A 21,687-nucleotide genomic window follows, 5' to 3' on the forward strand; every position below is an offset into this window, starting at 1 on the left:
CATGAAACAGTTAATCTTACTTTGCTTACTTATATTCGCGTTACCTACTTTCGCAGAAGAGATTGAAGTCGGTAATAAACTTTACTTATACCTACCAGGCGAAGCTGAATTTAGCGAACCGTTTGAAGTTGATAAAGAAGGCTCTATTACCTTACCAGAGCTAGGTCGTTTTAAAGTAGCAGGCTTACAGCTAGATGATGTGCAAAACCAACTACGCATAGCATTAAGTGAAATGTATGTGGCGATGGATGACTTTTATGTCGAAATTCATTCACGAGATATTTTTATCAATGTTATGGGCTATGTGAACGACCCATCACAAGTAAGTATTCCTAAAGATGGCAACATTCAAATGGTAATAGCCCGTGCAGGTGGCTTAAAACCCGGCGCTCAATTAGACCGTTTACAAATCCGCCGTGGCACCGATGTGATTGAGTTTAACTATAAAGCCTACTTAGACTCTGGCAACATTGATTTATTACCTGTATTACAAAGTGCTGACACGGTATTTGTACCAGTGTCTCCACTACTAGGTAACGTACAAATTGATTTTGATGCACAAACCTTAAGTGCATCAGGTGATGCGAGTGATAACAGTGCAATTACCTTACTTGGCGAAGTACATAATCCGGGTAGTTTTTCATTTAAAGAAAACATGAGTGTACTCGATGCGCTAATGCGTGCTGAAGGTGTTACTCGTTATGCCGATGTAACCAAAATCCGCGTTATCGTTGATAAAACACCAGTTGTGTTCGATTTAAAAGCATATCTAGATAAACCAAACAACGACACTATGCCTGAGCTAAAGGCGGGCTCAACCATTTATGTGCCAATCATGGTTGATGATGTAAATACGACTTCAAGAACGGTTTATATCATGGGCGAAGTACAAAAGCCGGGCGCTTATGAAGCAGGAGAAAGCACCAGTTTTTTAGATATTCTTGCTAATGCAGGTGGCCCGACCCGTTTTGCTGAAACTCGCCAGATTAAAATCTTAACCCCTGCGGGTGAAAGTATTTTATTTGACCTACAAGGTTACAGCGAAGGTTTAGTAACAGTAAAAGTGCCAAGCCTAAACCCAGGGGATGTCATTTTTGTCCCAGAGAAAACAGATCAAAACGAAAAAAGCTGGTTAAAAGTACCACCAAAACGTGCCATCAAAATTATCGGTGCAATTTTATCTCCCGGTCGTTATGAGTGGAGCCCTGAAATGGATTTTACTGATTTACTTGCCCATGCTGGCGGTCCAACTAAAGGTGCCAATATTAATGATATTAAAATTGTTAGAAACGGTGAGGTGACTAAACGTTTCGATTTAGAGCAATACACCATAAATGATTCGGGTAAGTATGCACTACCAAGTTTAATTGCCGGCGATACCATTATTGTTGAAGAGTTACCAGTTGACCCTGCAGACAATAAGTCTCAATGGATCCGTCAAGAATCAAGCAAGTCTATTTACATTATGGGGCAGGTGGGCTCACCAGGTCGCTATGCATTTAATACTAATATGCACTTTATCGACATTTTAGCCGCTGCTGATGGCCCTACAGATAACGCTGACTTACGCAATATTCGTATTACTCATCGTAACGGCAATGCTGCAAGAGTCAGTAAATTAAACCTTGCATTGTATTTTGAAACCGGTGATGAAACCTTATTTCCACACGTTTTACCGGGCGATACCATCTATATCCCAGAAAAAGATAAAGACTGGTTACGTACGCCAAAAGAGCAAGTAGTTCGCATCATGGGCGCAGTTGAAAAGCCTGGTCGTTATAGCTTTGATGACACTATGACCGTACTTGATGTACTTGCAGAAGCGGGCGGCCCATCAAGCTCAGCGCTTATCGACAAAATCGTGGTGGTAAATCATTCATGCTGTAAAGAGCAGTCTCGTGTATTTGATTTAGAAGAGTTCGTTAAAAACCCTAACTCAGCGTATATCCCTGTGTTACGTGCTGGCGATACCCTGTATGTACCAGACAAAGGTCAGGATTTAATGAGCCAGTTTAAATCAAACTTCTTAGACTTTATTACTGTTGTAGCTTTAGTGGTGGGCTTATGAAACTAATACCAGCACAATATCAAGAACTTGAAGCCGTGTGTAATGAAATAGATAACAGCAAAGCGCGTTGTATTTGCTTTATATCTTTAACCGGCAACGAGGGCTCTACATCACTTTGTGCCAGTGTCGCAAAACGCTTAAGTTTGCAAGCCGCCAAAGTGCTGATTATCGACTTAAATCCGTTAAATCCATTTAAGTTCGAAAAGCCAGAAACACCGGAGTCTTGGTGCTTCAGTGATATTTCATGTCAGTTGAATATTATCAATACTGAGCAAGTAGATTTGCTCACCATGCAGCACCTTAAAGAGCTCGAATCGGTCAAAAATAAAAGTGTACTAAATGATGCAATAGAACGCATAAAACAAGAGTACGACTATATTTTTTTAGATATGAGCCCTGCTCTTAAATGCAATCGTGGCAATGTACCACTGCATGCTCTGAGTTTGTGTACTGATCTCACATTTTTAACGGTATCTCTTGGTTATAACGACGAAGAAGCTTTATGTCACGGTATGGCAAATCTAGAACACGCAGGCGTTAATAACGTAAAAGTTGTTGTCGCTCAGCATCAGTTTGCTCCATTGGGTAGCCGCATCGTGAAAACGCTCAAAGCGTTTCAACCAAAATGGCCTAAACTCACAGAGTACTTGTTAAACAAAGTTATTAAACAGCGCTGGTTGTTTTTACCTTATTGAGAACCTGTATGGACTGCTTATATCAAAGATCATTTAGTTTAGACTGGCCTACAGTCAGTGAGATTCGCCATATTTTAAAACATGTTTTGACGGCGATCAGTGTTAAAAATCAAGATATAGATGCAGCAGGGTTAGTAGCAACCGAATACCTAACTAATCTGTTACGCCATAGCCAAGAAACGTCAATGCATGTGCAGTTTGCTATGCATAAACTGCCCGATAAACAGCTGCTAATAGAATTTAAAGACAGCATGCCAAGCTATGATTTATTTAATCAACAAGCATCAGAGTGGCAATTAGACAGTGGTGAATTAGTTGAAGGGGGTATGGGGGTTGCGCTCATCAAGCATTACTTTCCAAACGCTTGTTATAAAACTGTTGGCCAACAGAATACATTCTCTTTTTGTTTAACCAATATCGATAAACGACCCACGCTTATATACATAGACGATGATAAAGCACAACTTGCTTTACTGAATGCTTATTTATCTGAGCATTTTCAGGTTATTTGCTGTGAAGACAGTGAATCGGGTTGGCAAGAAATTCTCACCTCTGGGGCAACAATTTTATTGCTTGATCATAAACTTAAAAATGGCACAAGTGAGCCTTTACTTAAAAAGCTTAATCAATCTAACCTAAAAACTAATTTATCTGTGGTTATGCTGACAGGTGATGACAGTGAAGAACTTATAAAACGTATAAACCTGTTAGGTGTTGATGATTATTTAGTAAAACCCGTTAGCAAAACTCGGTTATTACAAAGTATCGAGCGCATTGTGCATCGTTTTTCTGCATTAAAGTATTTAATTAACGAAGAGCGTATGCAAACAAGGCAAAAAATAGGGGAGTTTAATGCCTATAATTTTGGCTCAATTATCAGCCAAAATGGAGGAGATTTTTGTATGTACCCCCACCAGCAGCAAGCGCCCGTGATCATTGGCGATATGATGGGGCACGGTATAACAGCACTAAAAGAAAGTTTTGCCATAAAGGGCTTTTTAAGTGGCTGTTTAGCGACAGAAATCCCAATACAAAACGTTTTAACAACCTTAAACCAAGCCCTGTATGAACAGCGGTTATGTAAAAATAGTCTAGTCACTTTACTAATAAGTTTTATTGAAAATAACACACTTCACTGGTTTAACGCAGGCCACCCAGCCCCCTGTGTGATAACCAAAAATGGCAAATTGATCCAGCTAAGCGGCACTGATCCCTTACTAGGCCTTAGTGATGATCATGTTTATCAACATTATAGTTATGACTTAAATAACGTTGAACAAATTTTATTATTCACCGATGGTTGGCTTGATAATCAGCAATTAAGCGATGTAGACCAAATTATTACTAAATTAACTGACGAAAATGTGCAAAGTGAAGAGTTTGCTTATGCACTTTGGCAGGCAAGCCAGGTTGAGTTAACTGCTGAAATAGACGATGCCTCGTTAATTGTGATCAATAAACACTAAAGTTTGAGTTTACAAACCGGTCAAATACGCACTAAGCTACTAATAAGGAACTGTTAAATAATCACTTTATCTCAGCATAAAACGATAATAAAGGAAGTCTGTAATGCCACCTAAAATACTCATTGTTGAAGATACAGAATCGCTAGCGCTGATGTACCAATCATATTTGATCCCAACCGGGGTCGAAACACGCATTGCCTACAATGGTGAACAAGCCGTAGTTGCTCTGCAGGAGTTTGAGCCTGATTTAGTAATTTTAGATGTTATGCTGCCAGATATGAACGGGCTAGATATTTTATCCTCTTTAGACCCAGACTCAGCTCCACAAGTGATTGTTTTAACAGGGCATGCCACTAAAGAAATGGCAATCAAAGCCATTAAACTCGGTGCCAGTGACTTTCTAGAAAAACCAATCGAAGCCGATCGTTTTCGCATTACAGTAAACAACGCATTAAAACTTAAAGATTTAAAACAAACAGTCAAAAGCTATCAAACAACATACGAGAACGGTAAATATTATGATTTGATTGGTAGCTCATCAGAAATGCAATCTGTTTACCAAATCATAAAGTCAGCATCCGCAAGTAAAGCAACCGTGTTTATTACCGGTGAAAGTGGTACAGGTAAAGAGCTGTGCGCCCGTGCGGTACATTTAGCGTCACCGCGTGCTAATAAACCCTTTGTAGCCCTTAACTGTGCAGCAATACCAAAAGATCTAATCGAAAGTGAAATATTCGGTCACTTAAAAGGGGCGTTCACTGGTGCGATTGCTAATCGCGAAGGTGCTGCAGGCCAAGCTGATGGTGGTACATTGTTTTTAGATGAACTATGTGAAATGGACATCAACTTACAAAGTAAGCTACTGCGCTTTATTCAAACCGGTTGTTATCAGCAAGTAGGTAGTGAAAAAGAAGTTAAAGTTGATGTCCGCTTTGTTTGTGCCACCAATCGAGACCCATTATTAGAAGTGCAAGAAGGCCGTTTTCGTGAAGACCTATATTACCGCTTACATGTTATCCCTATTGCATTACCCCCATTAAATCAGCGTGGTAAAGATGTAATAGAAATTGCTGATGCGTTATTTAAAAAGATCAGTAAAGAAGAAGGACGAACATACAAAGGCATGTCAGAAGGGGTTAAAAACTTGTTTTTAAGCTATGCCTGGCCTGGTAATGTTCGCCAATTAGAAAATACTATTCGTAACATTCTCGTTTTGCATGATGAAGACTATATAGAAGCGAGTATGATCCCAGCCTTACCAAATGCACAAGGCCAAACACATACAGCCACAGCTGCTATTTCCACTGTTAATTCAGAAAGCATGGCAACAAAGAGCCTTGTAACACCGACAACAGAATCTGCTCCTGTAATGAGCGAAGTAGTAACAGCATTTTCTCAAGCTGATATTGAACCGCTTTGGTTAGTAGAAAAACGTTATATTGAGCAAGCCATTGATGCTTGTGATAACAATATTCCTAAAGCTGCAGCTCTTTTGGATGTGAGTCCATCTACGATTTATCGTAAAATTAAAAGCTGGGAAGAGATGCAAGTAAGCTAGAGCTATAGACTCTATCTAGCTGCTTAAATTGCTGCTCTCCAGAAAAACGTTGTTGAACAAGTTTTTGTGCATTGCCTTGCATGTAACTTCTTTGATCAACGCTCAACATAAGTACGTTGTTCAGCTGTTTATGCAAAGCGTCGCTTGTACTTTCAGTCATCATTAACCCATTTGATAGGTGCTTTATTATCTGTGGTAACTGACCAACAGGCGATGCAATAACGAGTACCCCGTGTGCCATAGCTTCTAATGCCACCATAGGTAGACCTTCAGCCCGAGAGCAGATCACCAATACATCAAGTTGTTGCCATATTTTTCGTTGGTCACACTGGCCATGATAACTCACCGCTGACATATCAAGCTCATTGACCATAGGGCCATCACCAAACATATGAAATTTTAAGTTAGGTGTGTTGAATCGTTTGGCTGTTTCAATAAAAATGTCAGGGCCTTTTTCATGGGATAAACGACCAACAAATCCAACGTTTAATTGATCATTATTTTTTAGACCTAAAACTTTAGTATGCTCATTTACTGGAATAAAATTTTCAAGTAATTCAGCATTGTAAAGCTCTTCGGTGAGTTTGCTAGAAACAGCAAAGTTAAGTGAAAAGTAACTTAGCAGTTTGTCGAGCTTAATGTAAAAATAAACCTTCCCCGTGCCTGCTTCACCGGCATGATAGGTTGAAATACAAGGGCGGTTTTGCCAGCGACACACTAACTTGCCCATGATACTTGCCTTGTACCCATGGGTGTGGATTAACGCTGAGCGAGGAAACATTTTTAGTATTTCGTTCAAGCTTTTTAAATTTCCGCCAGCAAAACCGAAAGTGATATTTGCATTTTCTAAGCGCTTATATAATTCACGGTTATTATGATCTTGATAAAATAGTACCGAGCTCATAATATTATATCGTTCTAACAGCTTACTCATGGCAATCAAATGGCTTTCGATGCCACCAATTAAGCTTGAATCTACGAATAAAATAACACTGTATTTCATATTCACTCCAAGGTGAGACCATGATAGATACTGCGACCTATACGCAATTACAACAGGATGTTGGTGACGACCTAGCAAAACAACTTTTGCAGGTATATATCACTGAGTCCCGCCAAATCGTTGCTGATCTTGCTGACGCAACGAAACAGTCTGAAATCGAAATAAATGCCCACAGTTTAAAAAGCAGTAGCCGTAGTTACGGGGCATTAGCCGTAGGCGGCCTTGCAGAACAAATTGAGCAAAAAGCGAAGGCATCACAATTTGACGATGAACTACAAAGCTTAATAGCCTTACTGCAAGACCAATTTGCACAAACGCTAACTCACGCGCAAAGTTTGATTGCTACTGACTAGTTCCTCAGCTTCTAGACTTAACGGCATTTTTAATATTTCGCCAAATACATTACTTAGCTGCTCAATGTCGTGCTGCTGGTTTGGCGATTTAACAACATCGTCAAAGTGAGACACAATTTCACTAAGCGCATCTAAAGAGATACTCATGTCACAAAACCGGTAACCAAGCATGCCTTCGAGCCAATCAACCGGTTGCATATCGAGCGATTTAATTACGCTGGCTTCTTTGGCAATATTTTCGATAAACAATCGGCATGCTGATGTTTGTTGCACCGCTTTAGCTATGTCTTCAACTAACATGGCAGGCATTACACTGGTAATTAAACTTCCAGGGCCAATTATTAGCATATCGGCGTTTTCAATAGCTTTAACCACACCAGGAGCAGCATTCACATCTTGTGAGAGCGTTAAATAGTCTGGGAGCTCTTCTTGTGAATCAATATCGCATTCACCAAATACTTTGATGCCTGATGACATAACCGCTAGTAAATCAGTCGGTTCGTCTGACATGGGTAGAATCGTTTCTGAATTACCCAACATAGCATTGAACCATGCAACCGCTTGAGTTGCTGAGTTAGTTTGTTGGGTTAAGCTTAATAAGGCTAAATTACCTAGGCTGTGGCCATTGAGTTCACCACCATCAAAACGGTGGTGAAAAACTTGATGGATTAATGAGTCACTATCAGCTAATTGCAAACAACAACGTCTAATATCACCAAGCGCAACTACATCTTGGCTTTTACGTAATTTACCTGTGCTTCCGCCGTTGTCTGTGGTTGCAACGATAGCTGTCAGTTCGGCGCAGTGAGGTCTAATTGCACTTAACATATGGGATAAACCGTGTCCGCCGCCTATGCATACTATTTTCATAACACTCGCCTTAATTAAGCTTATTTAATATTTAGGTAGCATGGCCCGTACCAAGTGTTCGGATTTATATAACACAATGAAATTTAAATAATTTATTTTGATATTTTTATGGCTAAACTGAGAACTGTTTTCTATATTTGCAATATGCGATGCAATATTAACTAGGAATGGCAATGGCAGAGTTAAACTTAGAGCAATTACAACTTGAGCTAACGGCATTTCATGGCATAAATGATAGCCGTGCATTAAAAGCTCAACTTGAAAAAGTGCTTCTGCCATATTTTTCGTTTAAAGAGTTTTGCTTAATAAACTTCGAAGATTCAAAAGCATCCCTCGAAATGCGTACTATTAAGTACATTGAATTTGACGAAACAATATTAAAGTCAAAGTTACAACAAGCGCAGTCACAGTGGTTGCTTAATGAAGATAACTCGCTGTTTTATAGTAATGAGTTCGTAAATAACCTAATTTTTCATGTTGATATTTCTGAACACACAACGCAGTGCTTGGTCTTTTTTGATATAAAAAAGCAGGCTAGTTTTAATGATAAATCACAAACCGCAATCAAAATCTTATTACAGCAAGTAGCGGTTCAATTAGCTGCGCAAACAAGGCTTAACCGGCAAAAGTTTCACTCAACCTCTTTACTAACAAGACTTGGAGAGTTATCAGAACTATTCAGAGACTTCGCCAGCGAATGGTTTTGGCGTACTAATAAAGATGAGCACTTTATTAATGTTTTAACTACCGCCAGCCATAGTAACTTATACAAACGCCATTTTTTACATAAAAATTTTGATGCCATTATCACTGAGCAGGAACAAAATCAGTTAAAAAAATGGTCACACTTTAAACACTTGCTGGCAGATCATGCTGAGTTTTTAGATTTTGAATTTGAAGTTAATTCGTCGCCTCCGGCCTGGGTCTCTTTGAGTGGTAAGCCACAATTTGATTCAAGCGGGAAATTTCGCGGCTATTTAGGCATCGCAAAAGATATCACGGTTAACAAAGAGCGTGAGCAAGCACTACAATTAGCAAAAGAAAAAGCAGAAGAAGCAAACCAAGCAAAGTCACAGTTTTTAACTGTGATGTCCCATGAGATCAGAACTCCTATGAACGCCATTGTCGGCATGTTGGAGTTGTTAGCCGATTCACAACTTAATGACAAACAAACTCGTTGGCTTGATTACGCAAACTCAAGCGCTGACTTATTGCTTGATTTGATCAGTGATGTACTGGATTTTTCAAAAATTGAAAGTGGCTCGATGGAGCTTGATGTCAAAGCGACAGATATAAATGCCTTAGTTAAAAATATTACTGCACAGTTTCAAGAAACCACTCAAGGCTCTAATGTCTTGTTTACCACAGAGATAAGCGATGGCTTACCCAACAAAATTAATATTGATGGGGTCCGGGTCGGGCAAATTCTATTTAATATTTTAGATAATGCCTTCAAGTTTACCAAAGTAGGCACAGTTAATTTTAACGCTGACTTCAATGATACCCATTTGTTATTTGAGATAGCAGATACTGGGCAGGGGATCTCTCAATCTCAAATAGCCAGCATTTACGATGCCTTTAAACAGCATGACTATGGTGTTAATCGACAAGTAGAAGGGATTGGCCTTGGGCTTAGCATTACCAAAAGCCTTGTTGATTTAATGAAAGGCGAGATTAGAGTAGCTAGTGCAATCAATATAGGCACTAAGTTTACTATTTATATTCCATATTCTGTTGTTGCCGATGATCAGCAATCAATAGAGCATGAGCAAACTCTTGAACCAATGGCTATTCTTGTTACAGAAGATAACAAAACCAACCAAGTGCTAATCAAAACCTTTTTAGAAAAGCTCAATCACCACGTTACCCTTGCAGATAATGGCCAACAAGCGATCGATAAGGTACAACAGCAACACTTTGATTTAGTTCTTATGGATATGATGATGCCAGTGATGGATGGTATTACCGCAACTAAATACATGCGTGAAGAATTAAAAATGACTTTACCCATTGTTGCCTTAACAGCCAATGCATCACATCAAGATAAAGCCACTTGCCTTGAGGCTGGTATGAACAAAGTGCTGACCAAACCAATTCGATTTCATGATCTAAACCGCGCACTACGCATTTTGTTTAGCCAATAAAGAAGCCCCAAAATAATGGGGCTTCTTTATTTTACAACACCATTGCCGCAACCCAGCCAGCAACAAGTAGCGGAATATTAAAATGGATGAAAGTGGGCACCACTGAATCCCAAATATGGTCGTGTTGACCATCTGCATTTAGACCGGATGTTGGGCCAAGTGTTGAGTCAGAAGCAGGGGAGCCTGCATCACCTAGTGCTCCAGCAGTACCAACCAGTGCAGCTGTAGCCATTACCGAAAAATTTAGTTCCATGCATAATGGTACAAATAGAGTCGCGATAATTGGCACCGTCGAAAACGAGCTACCTATTCCCATGGTTATTAGTAATCCAACGAGTAAAATCAATGCAGCCGCAAGAGGTTTGTTACCTTCAATGATACCTGCTGCAGAGCTAACTAATGAGGCTACATCACCCGTTGCTTTCATAACTGAAGCAAAGCCCTGTGCAGAAATCATAATAAAGCCAATCATCGCCATCATAGCGATGCCTTTACTAAAAACATCACCATTTTGTTCAAGTTTTACAACACCAAACAAGGTAAATATGGCCACACCAACAAGACCACCAAGGATCATTGAATCACTGATATTTTGTGCGACTAAAGAGCAAAGTACGGCTGTTATGCCCACAACTAATACCTTTTTAGGTTGTTCTATCACAACTTCATTTTGTTGTTCTGTTAAAGTATGCGAGTCGTAACTACGGCGTTTTCGATAAGTGATAAACACCGCAACGAATAAGCCAAACAACATTCCAATAGCTGGAATGATCATTGCCATCGGAACTTGAGTATTAACAATCTCTAAGCCATTTTCAGTGAGGTTTTTGTGGAGTATCGAGTATAAGTAAATGCCACCAAAACCATAAGGTAGCACCATATAAGAGGTAGCTAAGCCGAAGGTTAAAATACACGCAATGGCACGTCTATCAAGGAGTAACTTGTTAAACACCACAAGTAATGGCGGAATTAGAATGGGTATAAAAGCAATATGTACGGGTATCAAATTTTGCGACGAAATCGCACACAGCAAAATAATACTTAATATAAGATAACTAAGCGTCGTTTCGCCTTTATGGCTGTTTTCGTTTACTTGCTTTAGTAACTTAGACGCTAAAATGCGTGTTAAACCCGACTTCGAGATTGCCACCGCAAATGCACCTAACATCGCATAGCTCAGTGCTATTTCAGCGCCACCCGATAAACCATCATTAAATGCATTAACGGTTTGAGATAAACCTAGGCCTGCGGTCAAACCCGCAACAATTGCGCTTAGCGTCATCGCCACAATGACATTAATTCGACAAAGTGTCAGGATCAGCATCAACATAACGCCGACAATTACTGCATTCATATTGTTCTCTATTTGGCTGTTTTGAGAGAGTTTAACAGAACTCGTACGCGGTTTTTGCGATTTTGGTTATATGATTGCTGTTGATAACGTACTTCGATGATTATTTGCTCAAACTCGCTTAGGTATGCCTCTGATCTAGGCTTTTGCTGTTTAATTAAAGCAATATTTTGTAGTGGCGTGTTAGTGTCTAGAGGCTCTATACCTTGCTTTTTTGCCCACTGATAAAGCTTAGTGATGTCATCAACCAACGGTTCACTATTTCGAATAGGGCGTTTGTTATATAAGAAATAACCAGTAAAGCTCAGTAATAACGTACCTAATACAATTAATGGTGTTAGCCATGCAGACTTATTACCAAACAGTGAATCAAACAAACTTTGCTGAGATTCTTGGTCAAACGTAAGCACCCAGTTAGTCCATTTATAATCGAGCTCTTCAAGGTGAATTCGCAGCCAGTTTATTGCTTTAAAATGACTCCAACGTTTTAGACCAAAGTTAAGATTGTCGTTAAAGCTTTCGTTTAAATCTCCCAGTTGTGATAACGAACCGTTTAAACGTTCAGGAGCAACAACAGCGGTAGCATCAAAAATATGCCATTTTTCATCAAAGAACACTTCAACCCATGCATGGGCATCATATTGGTAAATGTTAAGCGTAGCGGCTTTAGTTTGTTCTCCACCTAAATAACCTGACACAACACGGGCAGGGTAACCGGCAACACGAAACATAAATGCAGCGGTGCTCGCATAGTGCCCACAAAAGCCACGTTTGGTATCAAATACAAACTGGTCTAGCGTATTATCACCATACATTGGTGTAGGCGTTAATGTGTAAGCAAACTGCTGCTGATTAAAGTAATCAAGTAGCGCGTTAAAGTAACCTTGCGCATTTTCATGCTCAGCAGACAACTGTTTTGCCAATGCCGTTGTTTGTGGATTGGTTGTTTTAGGTAAGCGAGTGTATAAGCGTTTTTCAAAGTCACTAAGGTTCATCGAAGCCTGACTGCTCGTTACCGCGTATTTAATGTTTTTGTTTAAGTTACCTTTGCGTTTTAACAAACCATTGTAGGTTGAGTGCACATCTGAATTAGCACTTTGTGCAAAGCCAAGTGCAAATAGCCAATTTGAAGATGAAGGCTCTGCAATAATCTGATAATTTACGCTATTACTTTGAGTAACTGTACGGCGAATTTGGTTAAATTGTTGAGATTTCAAAATGTCCGATATTAACCATTCACTGCCATTAAACTCATCATGAATAAGGCTGCGCCAGTAATAGGGGGCCTGTAAGGCTTGCCCAGGCTGTTGTTCTACCCGAAAAACCAAATCATCTGACTCAGCTAATTTCGCAATAGAAAAGGGGTTAACTTGCTCTGATAAACCCGTTTTCGCAAGCTTTGGCCCCGGTAATTGCCAAAACGCCGGTATTTTCGGTAAAAACAAAATCAAAAATGCCGCTATAGGTAAAGCTAGTAGTATGGTTTTAAAACTTTGTTTATTAGCGGCCTTAAAGCTTTGTGGGCTAGTTAAATAGCCAAGCACCGCAAAGATCACAATATAAAGCACACTGACCACCAAGGTTTCAAACAATCCTTGATGGAATAAATACACCGTTGAAAGGTTAAAAAACACCAGTAAACAAACGGTTTGATACTGTTTGACGGTTTTCGCCTGGAGCAATTTAAAGCTACTAGCAAGTAGCATCATGGATACAAATAGCTTTACTGTATCGCCCACGCCAACCAGAACAAATAAGGCAACTAAGCAAATTGCTGCCAAAATATTCGCCACCAATCCATTTAGTTTTTTATAAAATTTACCTAAAAACAGGTTTAAAAAACTGAGGCCAGCCAATATGGCTAGAAATGGAGTAGTTACTTCAGTAAACAAAAAACCACTAATAACAATAAACAGAAGTGATAAAACGGTATTAATAAGCGGGGTATTCATGCTTAAAACTCCGCTAAAGCTTTCAGGCAAGTTTCTTGATGACTTCGCCCTAAACCTTTTGTGATATGTTTATTGGGTAAAGTTAACGAAAAAGCGATTTGTTGATCGGTTAACTGGTTTACTAAAAAACATAATTGGCTTAATCGATGCTCGTTATTTCCTGTTAACGTATTGTAATTAAGAGCTAATTCCTGTGATGCATCACTGGTAAACTCTTTCGTTAATAGCTGCTGAGTTTTAGCGTAGTGTTTCCACGACACCTTATTAAGTGCAGTGCCTTGCACAAAAGAAGTGAGTTGATAAAAGTCATCATTACCGGCTTTGATTTGTGCATTATCGCCATCATGTTCGTCATTGTCATGAAGTTGTGTATCAAGCTTTTCTGTGGGTATTGGCTTTGGATAAACATAAACTGTATCTATGGGCTCTATGTAGCTCCAAACCGACACTAAGCCAAAAGGGAAATGACTAATAATTTTCACTCTGTCAAAACCATAAGCACCACGTTCGCTACATTTAAGTGCTATTTCAACCGAGTTTTTCTCGTTGCTTTGTAGTGAAACAGCTTCAGATTCGATGTTATTATTGATTAGTTTTACTAATTCGCAGCGTGATTTTGCTTGTAGTTCAAAGCGTGCTACGGGCGCTTTTGGTGCATAATCTTCCTTCACTGAAAGATATTTAACCAATAAACCTCTGACATTTTTATAGCCAGTTAGTATCGCAAATACCATAACAACAACCATTAAATAAGCCATCGCTAATATAAGGTTATTTTGATAGTTAATACCCATCACAAAGTTAAGTAGGGCAATTATTAGAAACTGCCCACCAAGTTTAGAAGGAAGCACATAAATAGTTTTATGTTGGAGTTCTATTTCGTTTTTTTTATGTTTGTTTTTTAATAACTTATTAAAAACTAATTGACGAAATTGTTTAACAAAAGCAGGGCGCTTTAACATGTTTACAAGCTTACAGGCACATGTTTAAGTGCATAACCACTGTCGCCAGAATTTAACCCCAATCGGTGATCAGTCACGCTAGGAAAAACCGCTTGTACATCTTCAGGCAAAACAAAATCACGACCTTCGATATACGCCCATGACTTTGCAGCACGAGCAAGTGCAATACTTGCTCTTGGTGATAATGGGTTTACAAAATGACTATCTTGGCGAGTAAAAGCGACTAGTTCTAGTATGTAGTCAACAACCGTATGACTTATTGTTACAGTATTAATTTCTTTTTGAATAACAGCGAGTTGTTCTGAGTTAATGCGAACAGGTAAATCATCATAGTTACGGTTGTTTAGACCTAAAATAAGGTTTTTCTCGGCTTGTTTATCAGGAAAACCTAAACTGATACGCATGAAAAATCGGTCTAATTGTGACTCTGGTAACGGATAAGTTCCAGATTGGTGCACTGGGTTTTGAGTTGCAATAACAAAAAATGGTGATGGTAGGGCGTGTTTAACCGAATCCACCGTCACTTGTTTTTCTTCCATTGCCTCTAAAAGCGCACTTTGTGTTTTAGGACCAGCACGATTAATTTCATCACCTAAAACAACTTGGCTAAATACAGGGCCTTGATGAAAAGAAAAACTATGTTCTTTAGCATCAAAAATGTTTGTACCAAGAATATCAGAAGGTAATAAATCACTTGTGAATTGAATACGTTGATACGACAATCCAAGAACTGCTGCAAGTGCATGAGATAAAGTGGTTTTTCCCATACCAGGCAAATCCTCAATGAGCAAATGACCTTTACTGAATAAGCATGCTAAAGCAAGTTTAATTTGTTGTTGTTTGCCAAAAATGACCGTAGACAGATCATCAATTATGAGTTGGATTGTCGAATTCATAAACTACTTAATTTGTTATGGTTTCCATCAATTCTAGACGTTTCATAACAGAGTCGACTTTTTTTGAGTTAAAAGGTTTAGCAATAAAACCTCGGGCGCCTAATTCCCAAGTGTTTTGAACATTCTCAAGACTGTTATGACCTGAACACATAACAACGTGAGTATGGGGATGTCGGTCATTCAAATATTCAAGAATTTCCTCACCGTCAGTGTTAGGTAGCTCAATATCAAGAAAGATAACGTTTGGTGACTTTTCTTCAATTAGAGTTTTGGCTGATTCAAAATCTCGACTTTCTAAAATATCGTCAAAACCAAGACCAGTTAAAATTTGATTTAGATAGTCGCGAATATCTTGCATATCGTCGATTATCAGAATAGGTTCTAACGGTTTCACAAATTCCATATCGTTTACATCTTATCGTTACATCTTAAGTTGATAGTTTTAATATATGTCATGCGATAAGTAAGCTCAAGAAACTCAGACTAATAAAATAGATAATATGACAAAACACCATCATTATGTCCGATACCGTCTAGTATTGGACTTAGCGTATATAAAGAATAGGTACCACGATATACCATTGCGTTACTTCCTATAATTTATATTATGTTAAATAGCGTATTTGTCTTTATAACCAGCCTCACTAGTCGTTAGATTTTAAGGTTTTTTAGCCCCTTTTTTGCTTAATTTGGGTTTTCACGGTTTTATAGTTTTTTATAAACTGCTCATTTTTACTTTGTAAATTTTCAACCAAACTTACTTCATTCCAATAAGACTACAACGATGACTTTTTACAAACCTAGATTTGAAATGCCTTTCTTGTACGGCTTCCCAAAAATATAAAAGCAATTTTTTCACTGCCTGTAACCGTAATGGCTTTAAGTTCATTGACTATGATTTACTGTTCGTTATAACCAAAGCCACTTAGATGCCCTACAAATTCAAATTGGGCAGCTGTACGATTTGATTTAAGTAAGTTAGACGCTGAATATCATTGGTAATGAATTAATCAAAATGAGTGATCAACTTCTCTGTAAGAATTTACAATTTCTGAATATAAAAATGATTTATTAATTTTAGACTTTCAAAAATTCCCAGTTACATTAATACGTAGCCAACTACGTACCAGCCAATTGGCCAAAACGCTAACAAACTATATGTGATTAGGTTTGCATTCCTAACTTTAGTCTTAATGTCATTTTTATTGAGTCCGGTATCTGCAAGCATTTTCTTTGAAACTAAAAATTCAGACCACCATGATACAAAATAAAATGGAATAAGTAGGAATAACCCTGCAAATAAAATCATCCAATGTAAGTCAGATTCATAAGGGATTAACCAAGGTGCTTGCCACGTTACTGCTAACATTTTGCCGACAAATGTATCCACGCCATACGCTCCGCCACCACCTGTCAGCATTTGTATTAAAACAAGAATTACCCAAGTTAGAGGAACCCCAACAATTGTAGATACTAAGTTTGAAACAAATGCCGTTTTTGCCGATAGTGCTTTGGTTAAATATAAGCTATTTCGAAGGTATATTGCTTCAATAGCAATTATTGGTAACAAAGAGATCGAATACACAGGCACTGCAAGCATAATCATAGGTAGTCCTGCGTTTGCTGAGGCACCAAAAGAGATAATAACGAGGGGCAATAAAAAGAGAAAAATTATGAATTTATTCAAAACTATCCTTAGTGTTCTGTTCTTCCTTATACTTAACTGTCAATTTAACTTAATGTTATTTCCAAATCAAAGTCTACTCAAACTATCAGTTTCTCTATTAATTTAAGATAGTCATTGGGTTTAGCTTCACAAGCGTTACTCGGTCTTACGAACTTTAAATATGTCTCAGATAGCAATATTTATACTGTAGTTTCGTTATATCTTCACCATATTTTCAATTACGCGCTTTATCGAAGTAATGTCTGTTTTCACTTTGGCAACAGTGGCGAACGCGCCACCAATTTGCACAATGACAATGAAAAGTAAGTTTATTGAGTTTGTATTTGCTGTCATGCCCTACTCTATGTCTAATGCCAAAACTAACTGATTAAACTCAGCCAATGAGTAAAGTATTAAGCTTATTGGCCAAGACATTGCGCGTGAAGTGGTGGGTGTTGTTGTAGCTAACATTAAAAGTAATGGTGCAATTATCCGCTCTATACGTGGCGCTGCTTAGTTGTTAAGTAGTTGAGATTCGTGTAAAAAGGATTCTTTAAGCGAGGGAATGTAATGACTGAAAATAAACCTGAATATTCAGCAAATGTGATGAGGATGTTTGGCTATGGAATAATTGTATTTTTCATATTGATTATTCTTTTTGTACTATTTAAATTTACGGAAGATTTCCCAATATTCACCTGGGATATCAATGATAGAACACCAGAGCAAGTGTTAAATAACTGGAAAGATACATCTTCAATATTGAATAGTCTCCTGTCACCAATACTTCTATTTTTTAGCGTTGTACTTCTTTGGTTAACATGGAGAACAAGCAGAACTGAATTAAGCCTGACGCGAAATATTATCAAAGAACAATTATCTAATCAGAGGAGAAAAGACGACTTAGATATTTTAAGTAGGCAGTCACTTTATCTAAATGAAAAGATGAATGAAAAGCTTAAAGTCTTTGATCTTTTTTATAATAGTTCAGCAAATGTTGAGCTTTTTAATTTTTTAGATGGGCTATACAAAAACTCTAATCCGAGACTCCTTGAGTTTTACAAGTCAATTGGTTTTGACTATGAAGCACAATCCTCAAAAAATGATTTTTCTAATGAACTTTATTTAAAGCTATATCAAATTGAGCAATCTCAAAAAGAACTCATTATCAGAGGAACACACATAAGTGTATGCTATGGACTCAATTTTAATAAATGCAAATACTTAAACAAATTTATTGGACTTGAAGCATATAAAGTTCAGAATATCTTTTTTGATGTCTATTCTGCCATCTACATGGAAAACCTTCTAATTAATCAATATGTTAAATCCACAATGCTACTTTTAAGAAAAATTCACAGCACTGAAAGTGTGTACAAAAAAGAGTTAATTCAAGAATTTATGCTTATTTACGATTTAGAAATCGCAAAACGTCTAATCCAATTCAGCGACGATATCCCCGATAATTTTTTTGAATAAAGAATTTATCAGGGATATTAAATAACCACTTAGAGACATCGGCTTACAAAGACGTTTATGAACTTTAAAACTAAACATTCAGAAAAAAAACAACCCCGTATTCCCTTGGGTTTACTTACCGTAATTAGTGCTGCTATTGCATGCTCACTTATAGGGATAGAGTTTTTTAGGCGCTTTTCATTTAATAATAACGCACCTATTGAAAACTGGATTACAACAGCAACATACCTTAACAATGCCATTTCACCTATTTTATTGTTTGCTTCAGTATTATTACTATATAGAACATGGAGTGATTCAAAAAAAGCATTGGAGGTTCAAAAGCAAGAGTTAGAGGCAACAAAAGTAGTACTAAAAGAACAAACTGACACTCAAAACTTTAGCGTGTTCAAGGAAGCCTTATTCGAAATAACAGATTCAATAGATATTCTTTTAGAAAAGAAAGTATTATTTAAGCGGACAGAAGGTGATTCCAGACTTTATACTGAAGGTAGCTGGGGTTTTAAAACAGAATTAAAAGAGTTTCCTGATGATGAACGTTTCATGACACATCTTGATTTTTTATCGGACTATTTTTTTGAAATAAGGAGCATCCAAGTAAAGAATGGTACAGCCAGTGAAAGCTTTAAAAAGCTGATATTTACGGACACTTACCAATATATTGAAAAAATAAAAACCATTGCTTTGCTTTTTTATAAGCAAGAAATGAATGTACATCGCGATACGCTTGAACTGATAATATTCCACCGTCTCCATATTTTTGTTTGGTTAATGTTCTTGGAAATTGCTTACAAGTTATATAGAGAAGAAACAAAAGAAAATTCTCATGAGTCTGCAGAGCTTGTGTTTGAAGTAATAGCTGGTTTAACATGTAGGCAACTAAAAGAAATTTACTGGTTAAAGGCGTTATCACCAGAGCTTGACCGAGAACTTAGAGCTCGCAACCTCCTTTAACGATGTAAACCCCTTTCCAGCCGAAAACTTATCCCCTAAATTTTATACTCGTTACCAGTGTTTTACTTAAAGCCTGGTAACGATGACAGTCCCACTCCCCTTACCCAAACGCTCTAAACGCTCTAACTTTAAGTTAGTGCTAAATGGCCAAATTCATTTAAACAAAGCCAATAACGCCACTGAGGTGTATGACCTTGAGGGTGCTTATTGCTTACTCATTTCCCCCAATTAAACGCCCTAGCAACACCTAGCCCAATTTCATGCAGCACTACAAATCCAGCGCCGTATAAGCTGGCCCATACTGGGATGATGATAAAATCGAGGGTTGAGGTAGATGATGAAACGGCGACTTCTTGGTAATTTGTAAGCCATGGGTAAAAACCTACGCTGTAGAGAATAACAATAGGTGCGGCAAAGAGTACTAAACGTAGTTTTCGTGCTTTAAAAAACGGTATAAATGAAGCTCCTAGCATCAATAATAACGGCACAAACACGTAGACTACAGAGGTAAAATCATTGAGCGTCATGCCTAAACCAACGGTTACAATCAGCATGAATAAAGCAATAAAAATGCGGTAAGCGGCTGTAAAATTCATTGTCATTCCTTGTAATAAACCTACAACCACCCTAGCATGGTAATTTTTAAATGTATATTTTATATGACAATTATCTTATTGCACTCGATACTTTCTACGAAATACTTATCATGGCTTACTACTATAAACCCACCTTTAAAGTCTTGTAATGATTTTGCTAATAACTGTTTTGATTCAAAGTCTAGGTGATTATCAGGCTCATCTAATAACAAGAATGCAGTGCTTTCAATATTACTAACAATACACATGGCTAGTTTCATTTTCTCGCCACCACTCAAAAATGCGGCGTGTTTAAATACAGCATCCTTTCTAAAGCCAATACTTGCAAGTAAAGTTCGCGCGGTGCTCTGGCTTAAATCTTTACAGTAAGTCATGAGATTTTCAAGCATGGTTAGCTCGTTGTTTATGAGTGTAAAATGTTGGTCTAAATAATAAAGAGCTTGGTTGGAATATAACTCCCCTACTTTAGCTGGTATCTCTCCTATAAGAGTTTTAAGTAAGGTTGATTTTCCGGCGCCATTAGCGCCAGCTAAATGAACTTTATCATCACTGTACACCTGAAAAGTTAGCGACTTTTGGGCACCATATGCTAATACTACATTATCCAGGCTGAGTACTTTGTGATGCTTAGCCTCATCTTTTTGCGATAAATAAAATTGTTGGGCTTTCACTTGTTCAAGCTGACTTAAAAATTGTTGTTTATTGCTATTTAGCTTACCTTCTCGCTTAGCGGTATTTTTACTTTGCGAAGATAAATTTGCACTGGCTTTATCTTTTTTCGCATCCATTAACACTTTAGGTTGGCTACCAGACTTTCTAAGTGCTGCTCCCTGAGCTGCTCGCTTAAGTGTTTTTTGCTGTTGTAATTGCTCTGCTGCTTTGAGTATTGTTTGCTGTTTAACAACGTGGTTTAATTTGTTTGCAAGCGCAGCAACTTGCTTGTGCTTTTGACTTTGGTATTGTGAAAAACACGTACCATATTGTGTTAAACCAAGGGTTGTTAGTTCCCATATTTCATGTGCTTGTTCTAATAATTCTTGGTCGTGACTAATCAGTAATATTTGTCCTTTGAATTTGTTAATTTGCTCTATAAGCCAGCGCTTACCGTGTGCATCTAGGTGGTTTGAAGGTTCATCGAGTATTAAAATATCGTGATTAAAGAAGTTAAATAGCGCCCAGAGCTTTAATTGACTAAACTGCCCGCCGCTTAAATATTTGCTTAATGAGTTAGGGGTTTTGCTTTTTATACCTAACCTCAAAAGCTCTGCCTTAAAGCGCTCTGGTAAGTCCCAATTGTCTTCTAGTAAAGTTAAATTTTGCTCTGTAACTTGCCCTTGGTTTATCGCTTCAAGGGCATTAAACATAGACTCTAAGCCAATAGCCTCTGCAATTGTTAGATTATCAGCCTGATTTACATCGTCCATTTGCTCATAAAAGCCAAGGGTTGAATTACAAACAACCGTGCCAGAGCTTGGCTTTTTTTGCTTAGCAAGTATTGACGCTAATATAGATTTACCGCAGCCGTTCCTGCCAACTAACGCAGTAACTTTTGCAGTGAGAGAAAATGAAAGGTCGTTAAATACAACATCGCCATTGCCATGTTGATAACATAAATTGAAAGTTTGAAGTTGTGGCATAGTGCCTCCTGTATTACAGGGGCAGTGATACCAATCC

19 protein-coding genes are annotated in these 21,687 nt (G+C 38.0%); 8 read left to right on the plus strand and 11 right to left on the minus strand.

The features are described from left to right. The first annotated feature begins 1 nt into the window (after window position 1). The 4 genes from HCZ11_RS03480 to HCZ11_RS03495 all read left to right on the plus strand — a co-directional run bounded on the left by HCZ11_RS03480 (window position 2) and on the right by HCZ11_RS03495 (window position 5,787). Window positions 2-2,068: an SLBB domain-containing protein gene (locus tag HCZ11_RS03480; RefSeq protein ID WP_167657657.1), complete on the plus strand. Its 2,067-nt coding sequence runs from the start codon at window positions 2-4 to the stop codon at window positions 2,066-2,068. Continuing rightward, window positions 2,065-2,763 (plus strand): AAA family ATPase, encoded by a 699-nt coding sequence (locus HCZ11_RS03485; RefSeq protein ID WP_167657658.1) that lies wholly within the window; start codon window positions 2,065-2,067, stop codon window positions 2,761-2,763. The genes HCZ11_RS03480 and HCZ11_RS03485 overlap by 4 nt, the downstream gene beginning before the upstream one ends. Window positions 2,764-2,771: 8 nt before the next feature. Further along, a complete protein-coding gene (locus tag HCZ11_RS03490) occupies window positions 2,772-4,229 on the plus strand; it encodes a SpoIIE family protein phosphatase (RefSeq protein WP_167657659.1) in 1,458 nt (485 codons plus the stop codon). Between the two features lie 103 nt (window positions 4,230-4,332). Then, entirely contained in the window at window positions 4,333-5,787 is a 1,455-nt protein-coding gene (locus tag HCZ11_RS03495; protein WP_167657660.1) for a sigma-54 dependent transcriptional regulator, read from the plus strand. Here the strand turns inward: HCZ11_RS03495 and HCZ11_RS03500 are convergent. After that, the gene (locus HCZ11_RS03500) at window positions 5,756-6,790 is read right to left on the minus strand and encodes a glycosyltransferase family 4 protein (RefSeq protein WP_167657661.1); all 1,035 of its coding nucleotides are present in this window, start codon (window positions 6,788-6,790) and stop codon (window positions 5,756-5,758) included. The two genes, HCZ11_RS03495 and HCZ11_RS03500, sit on opposite strands and share 32 nt — an antisense overlap. A gap of 20 nt (window positions 6,791-6,810) precedes the next feature. Here HCZ11_RS03500 and HCZ11_RS03505 point away from each other — a divergent pair, with 20 nt between their 5' ends. Continuing rightward, a complete protein-coding gene (locus HCZ11_RS03505; protein ID WP_054561483.1) occupies window positions 6,811-7,143 on the plus strand; it encodes an Hpt domain-containing protein in 333 nt (110 codons plus the stop codon). Here HCZ11_RS03505 and yvcK read toward each other — a convergent pair. Beyond that, window positions 7,108-8,013: a uridine diphosphate-N-acetylglucosamine-binding protein YvcK gene (gene yvcK, locus HCZ11_RS03510; protein ID WP_167657662.1), complete on the minus strand. Its 906-nt coding sequence runs from the start codon at window positions 8,011-8,013 to the stop codon at window positions 7,108-7,110. The genes HCZ11_RS03505 and yvcK overlap by 36 nt on opposite strands. 173 nt (window positions 8,014-8,186) lie before the next feature. Between yvcK and HCZ11_RS03515 the strand changes: the two genes are divergently transcribed. Continuing rightward, entirely contained in the window at window positions 8,187-10,157 is a 1,971-nt protein-coding gene (locus tag HCZ11_RS03515) for a response regulator (protein ID WP_167657663.1), read from the plus strand. A gap of 31 nt (window positions 10,158-10,188) precedes the next feature. Here HCZ11_RS03515 and HCZ11_RS03520 read toward each other — a convergent pair whose 3' ends face one another. From HCZ11_RS03520 to HCZ11_RS03550, 7 genes are all read right to left on the minus strand, one after another. Further along, window positions 10,189-11,511: a Na+/H+ antiporter family protein gene (locus HCZ11_RS03520; protein ID WP_167657664.1), complete on the minus strand. Its 1,323-nt coding sequence runs from the start codon at window positions 11,509-11,511 to the stop codon at window positions 10,189-10,191. An 8-nt stretch (window positions 11,512-11,519) separates the two neighbouring features. Next, window positions 11,520-13,460 (minus strand): DUF3488 and transglutaminase-like domain-containing protein, encoded by a 1,941-nt coding sequence (locus HCZ11_RS03525; RefSeq protein ID WP_167657665.1) that lies wholly within the window; start codon window positions 13,458-13,460, stop codon window positions 11,520-11,522. A gap of 2 nt (window positions 13,461-13,462) precedes the next feature. Beyond that, window positions 13,463-14,422, minus strand: a complete 960-nt coding sequence (locus HCZ11_RS03530) for a DUF58 domain-containing protein (protein ID WP_167657666.1) — start codon at window positions 14,420-14,422, stop codon at window positions 13,463-13,465. Window positions 14,423-14,424: 2 nt separating this feature from the next. Then, window positions 14,425-15,318, minus strand: a complete 894-nt coding sequence (locus tag HCZ11_RS03535; RefSeq protein WP_130051500.1) for a MoxR family ATPase — start codon at window positions 15,316-15,318, stop codon at window positions 14,425-14,427. 7 nt (window positions 15,319-15,325) lie between these two features. Continuing rightward, window positions 15,326-15,721, minus strand: coding sequence for a response regulator (locus tag HCZ11_RS03540; protein WP_130051501.1), 396 nt, complete (start codon window positions 15,719-15,721; stop codon window positions 15,326-15,328). 696 nt (window positions 15,722-16,417) lie between these two features. Further along, window positions 16,418-17,005, minus strand: a complete 588-nt coding sequence (locus HCZ11_RS03545; protein ID WP_167657667.1) for a hypothetical protein — start codon at window positions 17,003-17,005, stop codon at window positions 16,418-16,420. Window positions 17,006-17,200: 195 nt separating this feature from the next. Then, window positions 17,201-17,338 carry a hypothetical protein gene (locus HCZ11_RS03550; protein WP_167657668.1) on the minus strand — a complete coding sequence of 46 codons (138 nt, stop codon included), beginning with the start codon at window positions 17,336-17,338 and terminating at the stop codon, window positions 17,201-17,203. A 216-nt stretch (window positions 17,339-17,554) separates the two neighbouring features. Here HCZ11_RS03550 and HCZ11_RS03555 point away from each other — a divergent pair, with 216 nt between their 5' ends. Beyond that, window positions 17,555-18,463 carry a hypothetical protein gene (locus HCZ11_RS03555; RefSeq protein ID WP_167657669.1) on the plus strand — a complete coding sequence of 303 codons (909 nt, stop codon included), beginning with the start codon at window positions 17,555-17,557 and terminating at the stop codon, window positions 18,461-18,463. A 57-nt stretch (window positions 18,464-18,520) separates the two neighbouring features. Then, window positions 18,521-19,417, plus strand: coding sequence for a hypothetical protein (locus HCZ11_RS03560; RefSeq protein WP_167657670.1), 897 nt, complete (start codon window positions 18,521-18,523; stop codon window positions 19,415-19,417). A 215-nt stretch (window positions 19,418-19,632) separates the two neighbouring features. On the opposite strand, the gene HCZ11_RS03565 is transcribed toward HCZ11_RS03560, so the two are convergent. After that, window positions 19,633-20,013: a hypothetical protein gene (locus HCZ11_RS03565; protein ID WP_167657671.1), complete on the minus strand. Its 381-nt coding sequence runs from the start codon at window positions 20,011-20,013 to the stop codon at window positions 19,633-19,635. Between the two features lie 59 nt (window positions 20,014-20,072). Next, window positions 20,073-21,650 carry an ATP-binding cassette domain-containing protein gene (locus HCZ11_RS03570; RefSeq protein ID WP_167657672.1) on the minus strand — a complete coding sequence of 526 codons (1,578 nt, stop codon included), beginning with the start codon at window positions 21,648-21,650 and terminating at the stop codon, window positions 20,073-20,075. Window positions 21,651-21,687 lie beyond the last annotated feature (37 nt).

Origin of the sequence: Pseudoalteromonas sp. HF66, from assembly GCF_011806445.1 — a bacterium.
Taxonomy (GTDB): Bacteria; Pseudomonadota; Gammaproteobacteria; order Enterobacterales; family Alteromonadaceae; genus Pseudoalteromonas; species Pseudoalteromonas apostichopi.

Excerpts from the sequence above, each read along its gene's own strand:
- HCZ11_RS03500 (WP_167657661.1), bottom strand. The coding sequence starts at position 6,790 with ATGAAATACAGTGTTATTTTATTCGTAGATTCAAGCTTAATTGGTGGC.
- HCZ11_RS03505 (WP_054561483.1), top strand. The coding sequence starts at position 6,811 with ATGATAGATACTGCGACCTATACGCAATTACAACAGGATGTTGGTGAC.
- HCZ11_RS03530 (WP_167657666.1), bottom strand. The coding sequence starts at position 14,422 with ATGTTAAAGCGCCCTGCTTTTGTTAAACAATTTCGTCAATTAGTTTTT.
- HCZ11_RS03565 (WP_167657671.1), bottom strand. The coding sequence starts at position 20,013 with ATGAATTTTACAGCCGCTTACCGCATTTTTATTGCTTTATTCATGCTG.
- HCZ11_RS03570 (WP_167657672.1), bottom strand. The coding sequence starts at position 21,650 with ATGCCACAACTTCAAACTTTCAATTTATGTTATCAACATGGCAATGGC.
- HCZ11_RS03490 (WP_167657659.1), top strand. The coding sequence starts at position 2,772 with ATGGACTGCTTATATCAAAGATCATTTAGTTTAGACTGGCCTACAGTC.
- HCZ11_RS03485 (WP_167657658.1), top strand. The coding sequence starts at position 2,065 with ATGAAACTAATACCAGCACAATATCAAGAACTTGAAGCCGTGTGTAAT.
- HCZ11_RS03540 (WP_130051501.1), bottom strand. The coding sequence starts at position 15,721 with ATGGAATTTGTGAAACCGTTAGAACCTATTCTGATAATCGACGATATG.
- HCZ11_RS03520 (WP_167657664.1), bottom strand. The coding sequence starts at position 11,511 with ATGAATGCAGTAATTGTCGGCGTTATGTTGATGCTGATCCTGACACTT.
- HCZ11_RS03495 (WP_167657660.1), top strand. The coding sequence starts at position 4,333 with ATGCCACCTAAAATACTCATTGTTGAAGATACAGAATCGCTAGCGCTG.
- HCZ11_RS03515 (WP_167657663.1), top strand. The coding sequence starts at position 8,187 with ATGGCAGAGTTAAACTTAGAGCAATTACAACTTGAGCTAACGGCATTT.
- HCZ11_RS03560 (WP_167657670.1), top strand. The coding sequence starts at position 18,521 with ATGAACTTTAAAACTAAACATTCAGAAAAAAAACAACCCCGTATTCCC.
- HCZ11_RS03525 (WP_167657665.1), bottom strand. The coding sequence starts at position 13,460 with ATGAATACCCCGCTTATTAATACCGTTTTATCACTTCTGTTTATTGTT.
- HCZ11_RS03480 (WP_167657657.1), top strand. The coding sequence starts at position 2 with ATGAAACAGTTAATCTTACTTTGCTTACTTATATTCGCGTTACCTACT.
- HCZ11_RS03550 (WP_167657668.1), bottom strand. The coding sequence starts at position 17,338 with ATGACAGCAAATACAAACTCAATAAACTTACTTTTCATTGTCATTGTG.
- yvcK (WP_167657662.1), bottom strand. The coding sequence starts at position 8,013 with ATGAAAATAGTATGCATAGGCGGCGGACACGGTTTATCCCATATGTTA.
- HCZ11_RS03555 (WP_167657669.1), top strand. The coding sequence starts at position 17,555 with ATGACTGAAAATAAACCTGAATATTCAGCAAATGTGATGAGGATGTTT.
- HCZ11_RS03535 (WP_130051500.1), bottom strand. The coding sequence starts at position 15,318 with ATGAATTCGACAATCCAACTCATAATTGATGATCTGTCTACGGTCATT.